Origin of the sequence: Methylomicrobium lacus (genome assembly GCF_041897535.1) — a bacterium.
GTDB classification, from domain to species: domain Bacteria; phylum Pseudomonadota; class Gammaproteobacteria; order Methylococcales; family Methylomonadaceae; genus Methylomicrobium; species Methylomicrobium lacus_A.
This window is the reverse complement of record NZ_CP169217.1, coordinates 3816578-3833596: the sequence shown is the minus strand read 5'-3', so window position 1 is coordinate 3833596 and position 17019 is coordinate 3816578. Positions and strand designations below refer to the sequence as shown.

Annotated in this window: 16 protein-coding genes; 12 read left to right on the top strand and 4 right to left on the bottom strand. The window is 57.5% G+C overall.

Annotated features, from left to right (window positions below; translation table 11 throughout):
- Positions 1-77: 77 nt before the first annotated feature.
- The 12 genes from ACEPPP_RS17225 (at position 78) to argB (ending at position 13727) form a co-directional block, all read left to right on the top strand.
- Positions 78-935, top strand: coding sequence for an NADP-dependent methylenetetrahydromethanopterin/methylenetetrahydrofolate dehydrogenase (locus ACEPPP_RS17225; protein ID WP_374088595.1), 858 nt, complete (start codon positions 78-80; stop codon positions 933-935).
- A gap of 28 nt (positions 936-963) precedes the next feature.
- The gene (locus ACEPPP_RS17220; protein WP_374088594.1) at positions 964-2340 is read left to right on the top strand and encodes a glycerate kinase; all 1377 of its coding nucleotides are present in this window, start codon (positions 964-966) and stop codon (positions 2338-2340) included.
- Positions 2341-2400: 60 nt separating this feature from the next.
- On the top strand, positions 2401-3657 hold the full coding sequence (gene glyA, locus ACEPPP_RS17215) for a serine hydroxymethyltransferase (protein ID WP_374088593.1): 1257 nt from the start codon (positions 2401-2403) through the stop codon (positions 3655-3657).
- Positions 3658-3770: 113 nt separating this feature from the next.
- Positions 3771-5444 carry a formate--tetrahydrofolate ligase gene (locus tag ACEPPP_RS17210; RefSeq protein WP_374088592.1) on the top strand — a complete coding sequence of 558 codons (1674 nt, stop codon included), beginning with the start codon at positions 3771-3773 and terminating at the stop codon, positions 5442-5444.
- Between the two features lie 150 nt (positions 5445-5594).
- Entirely contained in the window at positions 5595-7175 is a 1581-nt protein-coding gene (locus tag ACEPPP_RS17205; RefSeq protein ID WP_374088591.1) for an alkaline phosphatase, read from the top strand.
- Between the two features lie 113 nt (positions 7176-7288).
- Positions 7289-7426, top strand: coding sequence for a hypothetical protein (locus ACEPPP_RS17200; protein ID WP_374088590.1), 138 nt, complete (start codon positions 7289-7291; stop codon positions 7424-7426).
- Between the two features lie 210 nt (positions 7427-7636).
- Entirely contained in the window at positions 7637-8302 is a 666-nt protein-coding gene (locus ACEPPP_RS17195) for a hypothetical protein (RefSeq protein ID WP_374088589.1), read from the top strand.
- 320 nt (positions 8303-8622) lie between these two features.
- Positions 8623-9054, top strand: coding sequence for a YeeE/YedE family protein (locus tag ACEPPP_RS17190; RefSeq protein WP_374088588.1), 432 nt, complete (start codon positions 8623-8625; stop codon positions 9052-9054).
- Entirely contained in the window at positions 9051-9467 is a 417-nt protein-coding gene (locus tag ACEPPP_RS17185) for a DUF6691 family protein (protein ID WP_374088587.1), read from the top strand. The genes ACEPPP_RS17190 and ACEPPP_RS17185 overlap by 4 nt, the downstream gene beginning before the upstream one ends.
- Positions 9468-9637: 170 nt before the next feature.
- Positions 9638-10096: a dUTP diphosphatase gene (gene dut, locus ACEPPP_RS17180; RefSeq protein ID WP_374088586.1), complete on the top strand. Its 459-nt coding sequence runs from the start codon at positions 9638-9640 to the stop codon at positions 10094-10096.
- A gap of 117 nt (positions 10097-10213) precedes the next feature.
- A complete protein-coding gene (locus ACEPPP_RS17175) occupies positions 10214-12817 on the top strand; it encodes a phosphomannomutase/phosphoglucomutase (protein ID WP_374088585.1) in 2604 nt (867 codons plus the stop codon).
- 19 nt (positions 12818-12836) lie between these two features.
- Positions 12837-13727: an acetylglutamate kinase gene (argB, locus tag ACEPPP_RS17170; RefSeq protein ID WP_374088584.1), complete on the top strand. Its 891-nt coding sequence runs from the start codon at positions 12837-12839 to the stop codon at positions 13725-13727.
- On the opposite strand, the gene ACEPPP_RS17165 is transcribed toward argB, so the two are convergent.
- The 4 genes from ACEPPP_RS17165 to ACEPPP_RS17150 all read right to left on the bottom strand — a co-directional run bounded on the left by ACEPPP_RS17165 (position 13710) and on the right by ACEPPP_RS17150 (position 17002).
- Positions 13710-14738, bottom strand: coding sequence for a DUF4124 domain-containing protein (locus ACEPPP_RS17165; protein ID WP_374088583.1), 1029 nt, complete (start codon positions 14736-14738; stop codon positions 13710-13712). The two genes, argB and ACEPPP_RS17165, sit on opposite strands and share 18 nt — an antisense overlap.
- A gap of 118 nt (positions 14739-14856) precedes the next feature.
- Positions 14857-15435 carry a YggT family protein gene (locus ACEPPP_RS17160; RefSeq protein ID WP_374088582.1) on the bottom strand — a complete coding sequence of 193 codons (579 nt, stop codon included), beginning with the start codon at positions 15433-15435 and terminating at the stop codon, positions 14857-14859.
- On the bottom strand, positions 15435-16262 hold the full coding sequence (gene proC / locus ACEPPP_RS17155) for a pyrroline-5-carboxylate reductase (protein WP_374088581.1): 828 nt from the start codon (positions 16260-16262) through the stop codon (positions 15435-15437). Before proC ends, ACEPPP_RS17160 begins: the two co-directional genes overlap by 1 nt.
- A gap of 257 nt (positions 16263-16519) precedes the next feature.
- Complete coding sequence (locus ACEPPP_RS17150) at positions 16520-17002, bottom strand: YchJ family protein (RefSeq protein WP_374088580.1); 483 nt, start codon at positions 17000-17002, stop codon at positions 16520-16522.
- Positions 17003-17019 lie beyond the last annotated feature (17 nt).

Sequence of the window (17019 nt, the reverse complement as noted above, 5' to 3'; positions counted from 1 at the left end):
CGGCCAACATCGAAAACGCATCTCGGGTATAATAAGCGCCCATTTAACATTCGTATTCGGCCCAATCCCGCACTTCCATGAAAAAATTGCTGTTCCAATTCGATACCGACCCGCATCCCTCAGTCTTCGACACCGTCGTCGCCTATGACGGAGGCGCCGATCACGTGACTGGTTTCGGCGGCCTGACACCGAACACGATTTCCGGCCTGGTCGAAGGCGCGATTTTTACCCGGGCACCGAAAGACAAGAAAAACACCGCGATCTTCATCGGCGGCAGCGACATGATCGCCGGCCAACACTTGCTGAAGGCGGTGCAAAGCAAATTTTTTCCGGGCTTTCAGGTCTCGGTGATGCTGGACAGCAACGGCGGCAACACGACCGCCGCCGCCGCGGTCGCCAAACTCGCGGTTAGCGGCAGCCTGGCCGGAAAGAAAGCGGTCGTCCTGGCCGGCACCGGCCCGGTCGGACAACGGGCTGCGGTGATGCTGAGCCGCGAAGGCGCGGTCGTTTCGATGACCGGCCGCAAAATGACGAAGGTCGTCGAGGCCTGCGAAGCGATGAAGGCGCGCTTCGGCGTCGACATCACCCCGATCGAAGCGGTCGATAATGATGCCCGAGGCCGAACCATCGAAAACGCGAACATCGTGTTTGCGGCCGGCGCGGCCGGCATCGAGCTGATCGGCGCCGAACACTGGCAAAACAATCCTCACATCGAACTGGTCGTGGATGCGAACGCGACCCCACCGATCGGCATCGGCGGCATCGACGTCTTCGACAAAGGCCTGGAACGCCACGGCAAGATCGTCTGGGGCGCGCTCGGCTTCGGCCCGTTGAAACTCGAACTGCACCGTGCCTGCATCGGCAGACTGTTTACCGATAATAAGCTGGTTTTCGACGCGGAAAACATTTTCGAATTAGCCAAGCAAATGGCTTGATCGCCGCTTCCGTACACCGACTCAATCAGTGAAAAACGAATCGACCCTCGCGTTGCGCGATGATGCCCTCGCCATTTACCAGGCGGGCGTGGCGGCGGCCGATCCGTATCTGGCGGTCAAGCACTGCCTGTCGGCCGAAGCGGAGCATTTGGCGATCGGTCTGGATAGCAGTGATCCGAACCCGCAGCGCCGGGGCAACTGGCGGAAAATCCATCTGATCGCTTTCGGCAAGGCCGCCTCGGCGATGGCGAAAGCGGCCGAAGAGGCGATTCCCGAAGCGTTGTGGGCCGGCAAGGGCATCGCGGTGACCAACTACGAGAATGTCGCTGAACTGACTCATACCGATGTCTTCGGCGCGGGCCATCCGTTGCCGGATGCGGCAGGACTCGACGCCGCCAGGCGGATCGCCGAAAAAGTCGGCCAGGCAGAGGCCGGCGAACTGGTGCTGACGCTGGTCAGCGGCGGCGGCTCGGCCCTGATCCCCTGCCCTGTCGAATCCGTATCCTTGTCCGAAAAATGCGCGGTCACGGGCTTGCTCCTGGCCAGCGGCGCGGACATCAACGAGATCAACTGCGTACGCAAGCATTTGTCGCAACTGAAAGGCGGCGGCCTCGCAAGACTCGCGGCGCCTGCCGACCTGCATGCGCTGATTCTCTCCGATGTGCTCGGCGACGATCTGAGCGCGATCGCCAGCGGCCCGACCGTGCCCGACCCGAGCACCTTCGGCGAGGCAATCGCTATCTTGCAAAACCGGCAGATTTGGGAACGGCTTCCCGATGCGGTCCGCGACCATTTACAAAACGGTGCAAAGGGGCAAGTTCCTGAAACCCCGAAATTGAATGATCCCGTCTTTCAGAAAACCGACCACACGCTGATCGGCAGCAATGCGATCAGCCTGCATGCCGCCGCCAAACACGCGCGGCAACTCGGTTACGAGACCCGAATCTACAGCGAGCGCTTGTGCGGCATCGCCCGGGAAGTCGCAGAGCAATGGGTCAACACGATCGCCGCGCTGCCGCCAGTCGGCAGGCCGAACGCCTTGCTGGCCGGCGGCGAAACGACGGTCAGACTGACCGGCGACGGCCTCGGCGGCCGCAATCAGGAAATGGCGCTCGCGTTCGCCTTGGCCGCGGAACGCCAACAGCTCGACGCGGACTGGGTGTTTCTGAGCGCCGGCACCGACGGCCGCGACGGCCCGACCGATGCAGCGGGCGGACGGATCGACCCAGGCTCCTTGGCGAGGATGCGCGCCGAAGGCGTCGATCCCGACGCCCGGCTCGCCAACAACGATTCGTATCACGCCCTTCAGGCATCCGGCGATTTGCTGATCACCGGCGCGACCGGCACCAATGTGGCCGATTTGCAGATTTTACTGCTTTACCCGAAAACGACGGCCGGTCGATAACGCTTTGCACCGCAGCCCCGACAAGCCCTAAAATATCCCAAATTCTTTATGGAGATTTGCATGTTTAATAAATCGATGACTATCGAAGGTTACGACGATGAACTGTTCCAGGCGCTCGAAGACGAACGCCGGCGCCAGGAAGACCACATCGAGCTGATCGCATCCGAAAACTATTCCAGCCCGCGCGTTCAGGAAGCGCAAGGCAGCGTGCTGACCAACAAATACGCGGAAGGCTATCCGGGCAAGCGCTATTACGGCGGCTGCGAGCACGTCGATGTCGTCGAGCAATTGGCCATCGACCGCGCCAAGCAACTGTTTGGGGCCGACTGGGCGAACGTACAGGCGCACTCCGGTTCGCAAGCCAATGCCGCCGCCTATATGGCGCTGATCCAGCCGGGCGACACCATTCTAGGCCTGGCGCTGTCCGACGGCGGCCATTTGACGCACGGCGCGAAACCGAACTTCTCCGGCAAGATCTACAACGCCGTGCAATACCATCTGGATCCCGCCACCGGCCGGCTCGACTATGATCAAATCGAAGCCCTGGCGCGCGAACATCAACCGAAAGTAATCGTCGCCGGTTTCTCCGCGTATTCGCGGATCATGGACTGGGCGCGTTTTCGCGCGATCGCCGACGCGGTCGGCGCCTACCTGCTGGTCGATATGGCGCACGTCGCGGGCCTGGTCGCCGCAGGCGTTTACCCGAACCCGGTGCCGTATGCCGACATCGTCACCACGACCACGCACAAGAGCCTGCGCGGTCCGCGCGGCGGCATCATCCTGGGCAAGGCGAACGCCGAAATCGAAAAGAAAATCAATTCGATGATCTTCCCCGGCATCCAGGGCGGCCCTTTGATGCACGTGATCGCGGCCAAGGCCGTCGCCTTCAAGGAGGCCCTGGATCCTGAATTCAAGACCTATCAGCAGCAAGTGGTGAAGAATGCGCAGGCGATGGCGAAGGTCTTCATCGATCGCGGTTTCGACGTGGTCTCCGGCGGCACCGACAACCATTTGATGCTGGTATCGTTGATTCCGAAAGGCATCACCGGCAAGGCCGCCGACGCGGCGCTCGGCAAGGCGCATATCACGGTCAACAAGAACGCGGTGCCTAACGACCCGGAATCGCCGTTCGTGACCAGCGGCATCCGCGTCGGCACCCCGGCGCCGACCACGCGCGGCTTCAAGGAAGAACAGGTGATCGAAGTCGCGCACTGGATGTGCGACGTGATGGAAAACATCGACGATGAAAACGTGATTGCGGCGGTGCGCGAGAAGGTTGCGGCCTTGTGCGCGCGGTTTCCGGTTTACGGCGGCTAATTAAGCCTGCCCGGCAACATCCAATTTTTTAAAGCGGACAAACCGCTTTACGTTCGCCCCTTAAAATATTCACTTACGGTGGGCAGCAAAGCTGCCCACCCTACGAGGAAAGCATGTCAGACATAGAAATCGCCCAACAGGCCAAAATGAAACCGATCATCGACCTGGCGCGCGAACAATTCGGCATCGACGCCGAACATCTCGACCCTTACGGTCATTACAAGGCCAAACTGTCGCTGGATTATGTGGGCAGCCTCGCCGACAAGCCGGACGGCAAGCTGATCCTGGTCACCGCAATCAGCCCGACACCCGCCGGCGAAGGCAAGACCACCACCTCGGTCGGCCTCGGCGATGCGCTGAACCGGATCGGCAAGAAGACGATCATGTGCCTGCGCGAGCCTTCGCTCGGCCCCTGCTTCGGCGTGAAAGGCGGCGCCGCCGGCGGCGGCCATGCGCAGGTCGTGCCGATGGAAGACATCAACCTGCATTTCACCGGCGACTTTCATGCGATCGGCGTCGCCCATAATTTGCTGTCGGCGCTGATCGACAACCACATCAACCACGGCAATGCGCTCGGCATCGACCCGCGCCGGATTCAATGGAAGCGCGTCGTCGACATGAACGACCGCGCGCTGCGCCACATCGTGGTCGGCATGGGCGGACCCGCGAACGGTTACCTGCGCGAAGACGGCTACGACATCGTGGTCGCCTCGGAAGTGATGGCGATCCTCTGCCTCGCGACCAGCCGCGCCGATTTGAAAGAACGCCTCGGCCGCATCGTGATCGGCTACAAGACCGACAACAAGACGCCGGTATACGCGCGCGACCTGAATGCGCACGGAGCGATGGCCGCCTTGTTGAAAGACGCGATCAAGCCGAACCTGGTGCAGACGCTCGAAAACAATATCGCCTTCATCCACGGCGGCCCGTTCGCGAACATCGCGCACGGCTGCAACACCGTCACCGCGACCCAGACCGCGCTGAAACTGGCCGATTATGTAATCACCGAAGCCGGCTTCGGCGCGGACCTCGGCGCGGAAAAATTCGTCGACATCAAATGCCGGATGGCCGGCTTGAAGCCGTCGGCGGCGGTGCTGGTCGCGACGGTGCGGGCGCTGAAATTCCACGGCGGCGTCGCGAAGGAAGAATTGAATCAGGAAAACCTGAGCGCGCTCGACAAAGGCTTCGCAAACCTGGAGCGGCATTACCGTAACATCACCGAACATTACGGCCTGCCCTGCGTGATCTGCATCAACCATTTCACCTTCGACACCGAGGCCGAACTGGACTTGTTGCAGGGCAAGTGCCGGACGCTGGGCGCGGTCTGCATCATATCGAAACACTGGGCCGAAGGCGGCAAGGGCGCCGAACAACTCGCGCATGCGGTCGCCGAAACGGCCGACCATCATCACGACGGCTGCCGTTTCGTTTACGACGACCACCTGAGCCTCTGGGAAAAAATCGAAACGATCGCGACCAAGCTGTACGGTGCGGCGAATGTCACCGCGACAGCGAAGGTCAAGGCCCAGCTTGCGGCCTGGAATGCCGAATACGGCCATTTCCCGATCTGCATGGCGAAGACGCAAATGTCGTTCTCGACCGACGCCACGGTCAAGGGCGCGCCCTCCGGACACACGGTCGAAATCAGGGAAGTCAGATTGGCGAACGGCGCCGGCTTCATCGTCGCGATCGCAGGCGACATCATGACCATGCCCGGCCTGCCGAAAGTGCCGGCGGCCGAGAAGATCGACATCGACGAGAACGGCCGGATCAGCGGCTTGTTTTAAGTAGCGGGAAGCCTCGATGTCATGCCACGGCATCGAGGCTTCCGCGATGCGTCTGTCCGACCGGCTTTAGCCCCCCATAAACTCATGGCGGCGGCGTCCCGGCAGTCGACAGAAATGATTCCCCATCCTTGCCCCCTCACGCTTAAACCGATGAAAGATTACCCGTCTGCGTTACCGAAACTCATCCTGTTGGGAATCGCCGGTTTTTTGCTGACTGGCTGTTCGACAATTGCCGAGAAAACCGCCGCAGCCCCGAAGATCAAGAACGTGATCATGATCATCGGCGACGGCATGGGGCCGCAGCAGGTCGGCTTGCTGCTGTCCTATGCCCGGCAGGCGCCGCATGGGGTGCTCAGGAATCACAAAACCGCGCTGGACAGGATAATCGAAAACGGACGCATCGGCATCTCGCTGACCTATCCCGACGGCGCCTTGGTCACCGATTCGGCGGCTTCCGCGACGCAACTCGCGACCGGAAAATTCGCCAAGGCCGAAATGGTCGGGCTGGATGCGGAGGGGCGTCCCGCGGAAAACATCATCGAAAAAGCCAAACGCTGGGGCAAGGCGACCGGCCTGGTTTCGGACACCCGGATCACGCATGCGACGCCCGCCGCATTCGCCGCGCACGAAACGCACCGCAGCCACGAAACCATCATTCCGGAAGGCTTGCTCGCCACCGACGCCGACCTGATGTTTTCGGGCGGCCTCGATTATTGGCTGCCTAAGGCCGCCGCCGAAAAAGATTCGGCCGTGCATCGACAGCTCGAAACGATGACCGAACATGCCTTCAAGATCGGTTCGGCGCGCAAGGACGACAAGAACTTGCTCGATACCGCCCGGAAACAGGGCTACCGACTGGTCTTCAACGCCCGGCAATTGCGCCAGGCAACCGGCAAAACCCTGGGCCTGTTTGCAGGCTCAGGGATGAGCGACGGCATTATGGAAAGCCGAAACCGGCTGAACCCTAACCATGCCGAGCCGACGCTCGCGGAGATGAGCGAACAGGCCTTAAAGATTCTGGAGCGCGACGAACAGGGCTTCTTTTTGATGATCGAAGCGGGCCAGATCGACTGGGCCGGGCACCGGAACGATGCCGGACTGATGCTGCATGAAATGCTCCGCTTCGATGCGATGCTGCACAAGGTTCTGGACTGGCTGGGCGAGCGGGAAGACACCTTATTGATCGTGACCGCGGATCATGAAACCGGCGGCTTCGGTTTCAGCTATTCGGGCAAGAATATTCCCGAACCGAAACGTCTGGCCAGCGGCCATGTCTTCAAGCCCAATTTCAATTTCGGCAGTCCCGACATTCTCGACAAACTGTATGCGCAAAACCTCAGTTATCAAGAGATCTTTGCCGAATTCGACGCGCTGCCGCCCGCGCAAAAGACGGCGGGCGTCCTGGCCGAACGGGTCAACCGCCATACCGGATTCAAGATCGATACCGACGAAGCCAATAGTCTCCTGGTGACCCAAACGAATACCAACAAATTGCCGGGCAACAGCACATTTTTAGTGTACACGAAGGACAATCGCGAAAAACTTCTCGCCGAAATTCTGAGTGCAAAACAACAGGTCGTCTGGGCCAGCGGCGCGCATACCAGCACGCCGGTCTTCGTGTTTACGAAAGGCAACGAGCGCGCGACCGAGCCGTTTGCGAACATCCTGCATCACACCGACATTGGCCGCTTGATGATCGATGCGCTGAAGCCCCAAGGCGCGGTGGATTAAGGCATTTCCCATGGGCTCAGGCGCGGTTCACGTAACTGTCACCGAACCGTCGTGAAACTGTAACTCAAGCGCCGCACAATGAAATCCTCTGCAACTCGACAGGAATCATTGTGATGCAAACCACCCAACGCAACCCTTGGCAGGATATCCGCATCAACCTGCTCTATGCGGCGCTCGGCTTGTCGGCGTTCAGCCTGCTGGTCGCCTGGTCGGTCGAACGTCTGGCCGAAACGCTATTTCTGAACTGGTAATCCTCCGTTTTGCCCTGCATCACGCAGGGCTTCCCGCCCCTCGTCTCGTCCGGAACACCGCCGGCATGAAGCAACTCCCATCCTTTTTTCTCTACGTTTCATTACCCATATCTCTCTTTTATTCAATAAATTAAGCAATAAATCTATTTTAAATTATAGTTTTCGGGGTATGATTAGGCTTAACCTTTTTTTAATCGTAGGTGATGTGCCATGAAACGCTTCTTCGCATTATGCCCTTTAATTTTTTTGGCCTGGGCGACTTCTTCGCATGCTGAGTTCATAACAATGGAACTGCCGGTTGATAATAAGGATGTCGACATTGTTTATTATGATCTGCCGAAAAATTCTGACGATAATTTTACCGGCAGGGACAAGAAAAAGCTGGACGGCAAGGACCTTTTGAAAGACCCCAAAAACAACCATTTGGAACTTGTCGTTAATTATGACCGATTGAAAACCGCCGATAACATCACATGGACTCTGGAAGAATGGGAAGGGCCAAGTCATTACGACCGTGACCCGACTACCGAGCTAGTTGCCGAAAGTGAAATCTTCAAAGGCAACGGAAGATTATTTATCAAAAAAAGATTGCACGGTACCATCCAGGGAGATGATCTGAAGAACAAAAAAGTGCTTGGAACCACTAATTTTGAAGCCGGCAATGCGGCTTTGTTACCCTTCCAAGCCGATACGATTTCGCTCGGTGGACACCAGGGTTCCGTTTCCGTAACGGGTAAACTGGATTCCGCTGGCGAAGCCAAAATCGTCCAGTTCAAAGGCGATGTCACCGGCACGGCCTTCATTGGCGATCCTGCGGCTAATCATCAAGTGACTTTGACCATCAAAATCAAAGCCAAACTCAAAAAGTCGCTTTGACCCAAAAAATCAAAGCTAAACTCAAACGCTAGCATAAGGGTTTACCTAAATTCCCTCCTCTCGATTGAATCCGGCATGGATTGCCGGAAGCCAAGGAAGGCCCCTGATTCCTATCCCTTCCGCTCCCGAATCAATGACGGCAACTCATGGAGAGGAAGCAAGGAAAATGCCGGCAAAACCTAGAGACAGGCTAACGGAAATTTGCTATTCTCAGCAGCAAATAGAATTTCACTTTGATTTAAAAGTAGAATATACTAATGTTCTACTTTTAAGCAGACCCACTGTTTGCTCCTTTTTATTTAGCCTGCGGAGGCCAAGCAATGGAAAATTTCACCCCTTATTCCGCTCTCGCCGGCGGCGCCCTGATCGGCATCAGTTGCGCCTTGCTCCTGTTTTTTAACGGCCGCATCGCCGGTATCAGCGGCATCATGAACGGCGTGTTCTTCGCCCCGAAAAACGACAGGGCCTGGCGCCTGTTGTTCCTGGCCGGACTGGTCATCGGCGGATTGTTTCTGCAAGGGCTTTTGCCAGGCTTCAATACGCCGCGGCAAGGCTACCCGATCGGCTTGCTCGGCATCGGGGGCTTCCTGGTCGGGTTCGGAACCCGCATGGCGAACGGCTGCGTCAGCGGTCACGGCGTGTGCGGCATCGCCCGTTTGTCGATCCGCTCGATCGCGGCGACGCTGACCTTTATCGCCAGCGGTATGGTAACGGTCTATGTGATCCGTCATCTGTTGGAGGTGGCCGCATGAAAACCCATCTGATCGCGCTCCTGAGCGGTATCTTATTTGGCGCGGGCTTAGCGCTCGCGCATATGGTCGACCCGAATAAGGTGCTGAATTTTCTCGATGTGACAGGCCACTGGGATCCCAGCCTGCTGTTCGTGATGGTCGGTGCCCTGTCCGTTGCGATGATCGCATTCAAATTGATTCTCAAACGCCCCGCGCCGCTTTGGTCGGCGTCTTTTCATCTCCCCCCAAAGACGTCGATCGACTTGAAGCTGATCGCCGGGGCGGCCATTTTCGGCATCGGCTGGGGCATGAGCGGCTACTGCCCAGGCCCTTCGGTCACCGGCTTGAGTTTGTTCTCGTCTGAATCGGTGATCATGATATTCACGATTTATCTTGGCTTTTTCGCCTATGACCGCTTGCTGAATCGGCCCTAACCCATCCCCATCCCGGCAATGATCCACCCGGATCGTTGCCGTCTTGCTTCCGTTTTTGGCTTCATCATGGATTTATAGGATGTCCGCAAGGAACAGGAATGTTAAAATTGCGCTTTTGCCCACGCCAATCAGGCGCTTTTTTAGCCAAGCGAATTCCCCATCCCTGTACCATGAAGCGATTGATAGAAACCAAATTAGTAAATCCCCTGCTCGAACAATACGGCGTTCCGTCCTATAAAACCGTAGGCTCCGCAGGCATGGATCTGGTGGCGTGCATTCCCGAACCGGTCGCGATCGGCGGCCGCCAGCACAAGCTGATCGGCACCGGCCTTGCGATCAATATCCAGGATCCCGGCTTGGTCGCGGTCGTCGCGAGCCGTAGCGGGCTGTGCCTGAATCATCAAATCCGGGTCGGACAAGGAATCGGCATCATCGATTCCGATTATCATGGCGAAATCGGCGTGATCCTGCATAATGACGGCGAAGACGATTATGTCGTCAATCCGGGCGAAAGAATCGCGCAACTGCTTTTCATGCCGGTAGTGCAGGTCGCGCTCAAAATCGTGCCTGAATTCACCACCCTCAGCGAGCGCGGCAGCGGCGGCTTCGGCTCGACCGGAAAAGCCTAATCCTATTGCGGTTATCGACTATCCTTAAGCGAATTTGAGATGCGTTGACTCATTAAAGTTGGCCCGCGCCGCTCGTTCATAACCTGTCAGTTTAATTTCTATTTGAAGGGATAGAGAATGTTTCGACTTTTCTCTTATTTGGCCGCCTTATCCGCGCTGTTGCTTCTGCTATCGAGCTCCGGCGTTTTCTGGATCGCATCCAGCGCCATGGAACAAGCGAAAGAGGACGCAGTCGCCGGGCTCGCCAAGGGTATCGGCCTATCGATTGCCACGCAAATCGACCTGCTGGATAACAGCCTCGACAAATTGGCGCAGGACGCCGAAACGGTGCAGGTGGTCGCCGGTCAAAACCCGGAATCGATGCGCCTGACTGCGGCCAAGCTAATGCAGCATCTTCCCCACGCGTTGAATGTCCGGCTGCTGCTGCCCGGCATCACCGAACTGGACGACAAGAGTTCGCCGCCGATGACTTACGCCGATCTGAATATGGTGCGCGAAACGCTCTCCACCAACCGCAACCCTTTGCCGGCAATTCATCAGGGTGACGATCCGGCCAACAGACACCTGGCGATAGCCAGAAGGGTCGTGCAGGGCGAGCAAACGATCGGCGTGCTTCTGGTCAGTTTCGACGATGACATCATCCGCAAAAGCATAGCGCAGGCGCAGGTCAGCGATGGCTATATCCGCCTGCATCAGGAGAAATTGTTATTGGGCGCGTCCGGCGAGCCCCCCGCCGGAGAGGACGGCAGCCGCCTGCAAATCCCGATTGCAAACACCAATTGGGAAATCAGTTACGGGACGTCCGGCTCGGCGGTCACGCTCGACTACGGCCTGATGCTCAGTTTCATCCTGATTCCGCTGGGCCTGATGGCGGCGGCTTTTCTGCTGAGCTATCGTCTGTTATCGAAGATGCTGAGCGAAGACTTGAGCAGCACGATGCGGGCATTCAAAGATTTGATGAAAAACAAATTTCAAGGCAGCTATTCGACCAAGCTGACCGAAATGCACGGCTTTATTTCGACCTTGTCGCAATACAAGCGGGTTTTGGACCACGACGGCAACGATGTCGCCGTTGCCCCACTTAACGCAGCCGAAGACGACCTCGGATTCAGCGACTTTTCATCGGATATGGGCGATTTCGGATTCGACACGCAACCGGCAAAGAAGGCAAAACCCAAGACTCCCGAACGCCGCAACGAAAAATCCGAAATATTTAAGAAGCCTGTCCCGGCTTCACTCGGCAAAAAACCGGAGCCCAAGCCGGCGGCAAGCGCCTCGAACGAGCCCATCGCTTTAGACAAACCGAAAATCGAAGCCACGATCGTCCCTTCGGCAAAAGCCGTTGACCCTAAGGACGCCATCTTCAGGGCCTACGATATCCGCGGTATCGCCGGTGAAGCCTTAACGAAAGACATCGTCTACGATGTCGGCCGCGCGCTCGGTACGGAAGCCAAAGCGCGAGGTTGCGATACGATCGTACTGGCGCGGGACGGCCGCAACTCGAGTCCCGAACTGTCGGAAGCGGTCGCCCGCGGCATCGTCTCCACCGGTTGCGACGTGCTCGACATCGGCATGGTACCGACGCCGGTGCTGTATTTTGTCGCGCATCACACCGAAGACCGCTGCGGCGTGATGATCACCGGCAGCCACAATCCGGCCGAGTATAACGGCATCAAGATGATGATCAAGGGGGAAACGCTCGCGGAAGAGCGCATTAAAAGCCTGAAAAGATGCATCGACAACCAGGCCTTTACCGTCGGCGGCCCCGGCACGATCGAAACAGACAGCCGCTACGGCAACGAATATATCGGCACGGTCGCAGACGACGTGCACCTGGGCCGGCCGATGAAGGTCATCGTCGATTGCGGCAATGGCGTGGCCGGCGACATGGCGCCCAAATTGCTCAGAACGATCGGCTGCGAGGTGATCGAATTGTGCTGCGAGATCAACGGTGCGTTCCCGAATCATCATCCCGATCCGAGCCAACCCGAAAACCTGGAAGAGCTGATCATGGCGGTCAAGCATTACCAGGCCGACCTCGGCCTGGCCTTCGACGGCGACGGCGACCGGCTTGGCGTGATCGATTCGAACGGCAAGATCATCTGGCCGGACCGGCAAATGATGCTGTATGCACAAAACGTATTGGCCGCGCGGCCGGGCGCGGAGATCATTTTCGACGTCAAATGCAGCCGGCATTTGGCCGTCCAGATCAAAAAATTAGGCGGCCGGCCGACGCTCTGGAAAACCGGACATTCGCTGATGAAGGCGAAAATTCAGGAAACCGGCGCCAGCCTCGCCGGCGAAATGAGCGGGCACATTTTCTTCAATGACCGCTGGTTCGGTTTTGACGACGCCTTGTACACCGCCGCCCGCCTGATCGAAATCCTGTCCGAGGATACCCGCACCAGCGCGGAAGTCTTCGCGGCGCTGCCCGACAGCATCAATACCCCGGAATTGAACATCACGCTGGAGGAAGGCGAGAATTTCAGGATCATCGAAAAACTGTTGCAGACCGCCCAATTTTCGGGCGCCGAAGCCACCACGATCGACGGCCTCAGGATCGATTTCCCTGACGGCTTTGGTCTGGTACGGGCCTCCAATACGACGCCATCCTTGATGTTCCGTTTCGAAGCCGACAACCGAGAGACATTGAAAAAAATTCAGCAACAATTTAGTCAGTTGCTCAAAACGGTAAAACCCGGTATATCACTTCCTTTTTAAGCATGGAAATCCAAAAACGATGCAAAACCGAAAAGCTCACCAAATCGCCGATGTCCTGATCGAAGCCCTGCCCTACATTCAACGCTTCAAAGGCAAGACCGTGGTCGTCAAATTCGGCGGCAATGCGATGGTCGATGAGGCCCTCAAGCACAGTTTCGCGCGCGACATCGTGCTGATGAAACTGGTCGGCATCAATCCGATCGTGGTGCACGGCGGCGGCCCGCAAATCGGCCGCTTGCTCGAAAAGCTCGGCAAGACGACCGGCTTTATCGACGGCATGCGGATTACCGACAGCGAAACGATGGACGTGGTCGAGATGGTGCTCGGCGGACTCGTCAACAAGGAAATCGTGAATCTGATCAACATTCACGGCGGCAAGGCCGTCGGGCTGACCGGCAAGGACGGCGATTTCATCCGCGCGAAAAAGATTCAACTGACCAAAGCGGACCCCAGCGCACAATCGCCCGAAATCATCGATCTCGGCCATGTCGGCGAAGTCAGCAGCATCGATCCTGCGGTCGTCGAGATGCTCGGCCAGAGTGATTTCATTCCGGTGATCGCGCCGATCGGCGTCGGCGCGGAAGGCCACTCCTATAACATCAATGCCGATCTGGTCGCCGGCAAAGTCGCGGAAGTGTTGAAAGCGGAAAAACTGATTCTACTGACCAATACCGCCGGCATTCTGGACAAGGAAGGCAACTTGCTCACGGGCCTGACCCTGAAAGACGTCGACGATCTGATCGCCGACGGCACGATCTCGGGCGGCATGATCCCGAAAACGCGCTGCGCGACCGATGCGTTACGCGGCGGCGTCGGCAAGGTGCACATCATCGACGGGCGCGTCGAGCATGCGGTATTGCTTGAATTATTTACCGATCAGGGCGTCGGCACCTTACTGCTGAGCCGTTAGCTGCTTAGCCCCTGCTCCCGCAACGCCGTTCTCGATAAACGCCCTGAAAGAGGAACGAATATCGCGCACCTTGTCGCTGGCGCAGAGTTCCGTGCCCAGCGACGACTGCCGGCAGCGGATATCCAGAAACAACTGCTGTTGCTGATTGCCCATATCGATCTTCGAGACCGATAGGCTCAAATCGGAGTCGGCCTGAGGCTCTGCGGTCATCAGCAGTTTGTCGTTATCGATGTCGGGGGGCGTCGTCGAGAAGGTGCGCACAAACTGATGCGCGCTTGCCCAGGCGTTTTCGCACTGCACAGGACTGCCGCAAAGATACAGGCCCAGTTCGACGGCGGCCTTCATTTCCGCGCTTTTGTCGCTCAATTCCTGCGGTGCTTCGGTGTCGGAGTGGGTCAGAAATTTATAGCGCTCGATATCGGCGTCGAAAGCGGACTTGACCTGGCGTTTCTTCGCTTCCTGTTTCTCGATCTCCGCCTCGACCGTCTTGATCTGCGCCTTCGCTTTATCGATGTTCCGGGTCAGCGCCGCGGGGATCTTTTCGCCACTGCGCTCATGACTCGCCGCATGTTTCAATTGATTTTCGAGTTCGGTTTCTGCCCGGTTTTTATTGCCGCGCAGGATCATGGTCTGCGCATCCATCGCGAGCATTTTTTTCTTTAACGCCTCCTGCATATCGTTCAGGTTGCGAAAAGCGCTCAACAAGACCTTGTCGTTGACCTTTTGTTTGGCGATGACCTCTTCCTGAGCCTTTCGCAAGGCTTCAAGACGCCGATCCAGCGCAATCTGCTCTGGGGTTTTCGCCTTTTCGGTGACCTGGACCACGCGGCCCTTGTCGCTCAACTGCTCGCGGCGATGCTGAACCTGTTCCGGCGGCACCTGGTCGGATAAAAACGTTTTGCCGTTCTCATCGACCCAGCGATACATCTTCTTGGCATAGGCCGTCTGCCAGGCAGTCAGGCCCAACACGGCAAACATCAACAGACTGATCGAAAAAATGCGGTCTTGCATGACTTGTAATTGAATAAACGGGAATCTTGAGAAGTATAGCGAAAGATCGGCATGTTAAAACGGCAGCCAGCCCCATTGAGCCGCTCCGGCAAAGGTCGTGTTGCCGGAGCGGCAGCGGTTACCAGGCGATCAGCGCGGCCAACTGACTCAGCGGCGGCAGGATGATCATGCGGGCGACCTGCATGAACAATAACGCGGCCAGCGGCGACAGATCGATACCACCCAGATCCGGAATGATCCGTCTGAAAATATTCAACAAAGGCTCGGTCAGGCTGTACAGGATCGACGAAGCCGCATCGAAGCGCCCCGGATTCACCCAACTCATCACCGCCCTGGCGATAATCGCGAAGATGAAGACGTTGAACAGCAAATTGATCAGTTCCATGATCGCGATCACGGTCAGGGCGCCGATGCCGAGCGTCGCGCCTTGCAGCAGTCCGATCGAAAAATTGGCCAGCATCTGCAAGCCCAGCATCAGGATCAGCGAAGACGTATCGATCTTGCCGATCGGCGGCACATAGCGGCGCAACAGCCTCAAAGGCGGCTGGGTCGCCTTGACCAGAAACTGCGAGATCGGATTATAAAAGTCGGCGCCGCACCACTGCAGCAGAAAGCGCAGCAATACCGCCAGGATATACAACGAGGACAGCGCCTCGATGATCAGCACGATCGGATCGGTAAAATAGCTTGCACCCATTAATTGAACTCCGGTTGATTGGACATTTCGATCGAGCGGTCGCGCGCTGCGTGTAACGCTTTCGAAACCAGTTCGCTGAAACCGCCTTGCTGGAAGGTTTCGATCGCGCGCTGCGTGGTGCCGCCCGGCGAAGTCACGCGTTTACGGAGCAGTTCGGGGCTTTCGGACGACTCCAGCGCGATTTTGGCCGCGCCCAAGGCGGTTTGCAACACCAACAGACGCGCGGTATCCTCGGTCAGGCCCAGTTCCACCGCCGCCTGCTCCATCGCTTCCATCAACAGAAAATAATACGCCGGTCCGCTGCCGGACACCGCGGTCACCGCATCGAGTTCCTTTTCCTCCTTGACCCACAGTGCGATACCGACCGAACGCAAAATATTTTCGGCCGTGTTACGTTGCTCGGCGTTGACTTTATCATTCGCGTGCAGCGCCGTCGCGCCGGTCAGCACCAATGCCGGCGTATTCGGCATGCAACGCACGATCGCCGTCTCGGCGCCTAGCCAGGCGCTCAGACTGCGCTCGCTGATGCCGGCCGCGATCGAGACGACCAAGGATTTGCGTTGCTGAATCGCCGGGGCGACCTGCAATGCGACATCGCGCAAAGTCTGCGGCTTGACCGCCAGCACCACGACGTCGGTCTGATTGACCACCGTGTCGTTCGATGCGGTCGTATTCACTTTCAGACGTTCGGCCAGCGACTTCAGTTGCTCGGCATTAATATCCGAAACCCAGATATTGCCCGGCTCGTGACCCGACGCGATCAAACCGCTGATCAGGCTGCTCGCCATGTTGCCGCCGCCGATAAATCCTATTTTTTGTGTTTTCATTTTTACCCTGCTTTGATGGTTCCGGAAATATTCTACCCTATATAAGGCTCAGAAAATCAATCACAAGGCAATAGTGGAAATTCCGTACAAAAAACCGTCGTTCGGCTTGAATTCAGGCCCAAAACTGGACATGGAAAAGCCCTCACGGGCCATTCTTAGCTGTGAAGAAAGCTTCAAAGGTCGATATTTTCACGGCAATGGCGGATGCAAGCGCCGGATGCGGGAACGCTCGTGAGAAAGGAAGAGCGAAACCGGCTTTATGCCGCCGCACCGCAGCAACGCTTGAACTTTTTACCGCTGCCGCAAGGGCACGGCGCGTTTTTGCCGAGGTTGACGGTAGCTCCGATCTTGCCGAGCGACTTGATCACCCCGTCCAGATAAAACCAGCGCCCTTCCTTTTTGAGGAAACGGCTGACTTCATGCAGCGCGCACTCGTCGCCGTCCTGCAGATAGTAAGCCTTGAATTCGACGATACCCTTGTCGTCCTGAGGACCGCCTTTTTTGGTGTCGAGCACTTCCAGCCGCTGCCACACCGCCGTCTCGCGGGAAAAGTCGATCACATCCGGGCATTTGCCGCTGTCCCAGGTAGCTCGCAGATAATCGGCATCACGTTGCGCATAAGCCGTGAAGCGCGAACGCATCAACGCTTCGGCGGTAGGAGGGGCCGCATCCGTGTGATGATAAACTCCGCAGCACTGGCTGTAGACAATACCGGAGCCGCATAAACATAATTCAGTCATCTTAATGTCATGTGTCA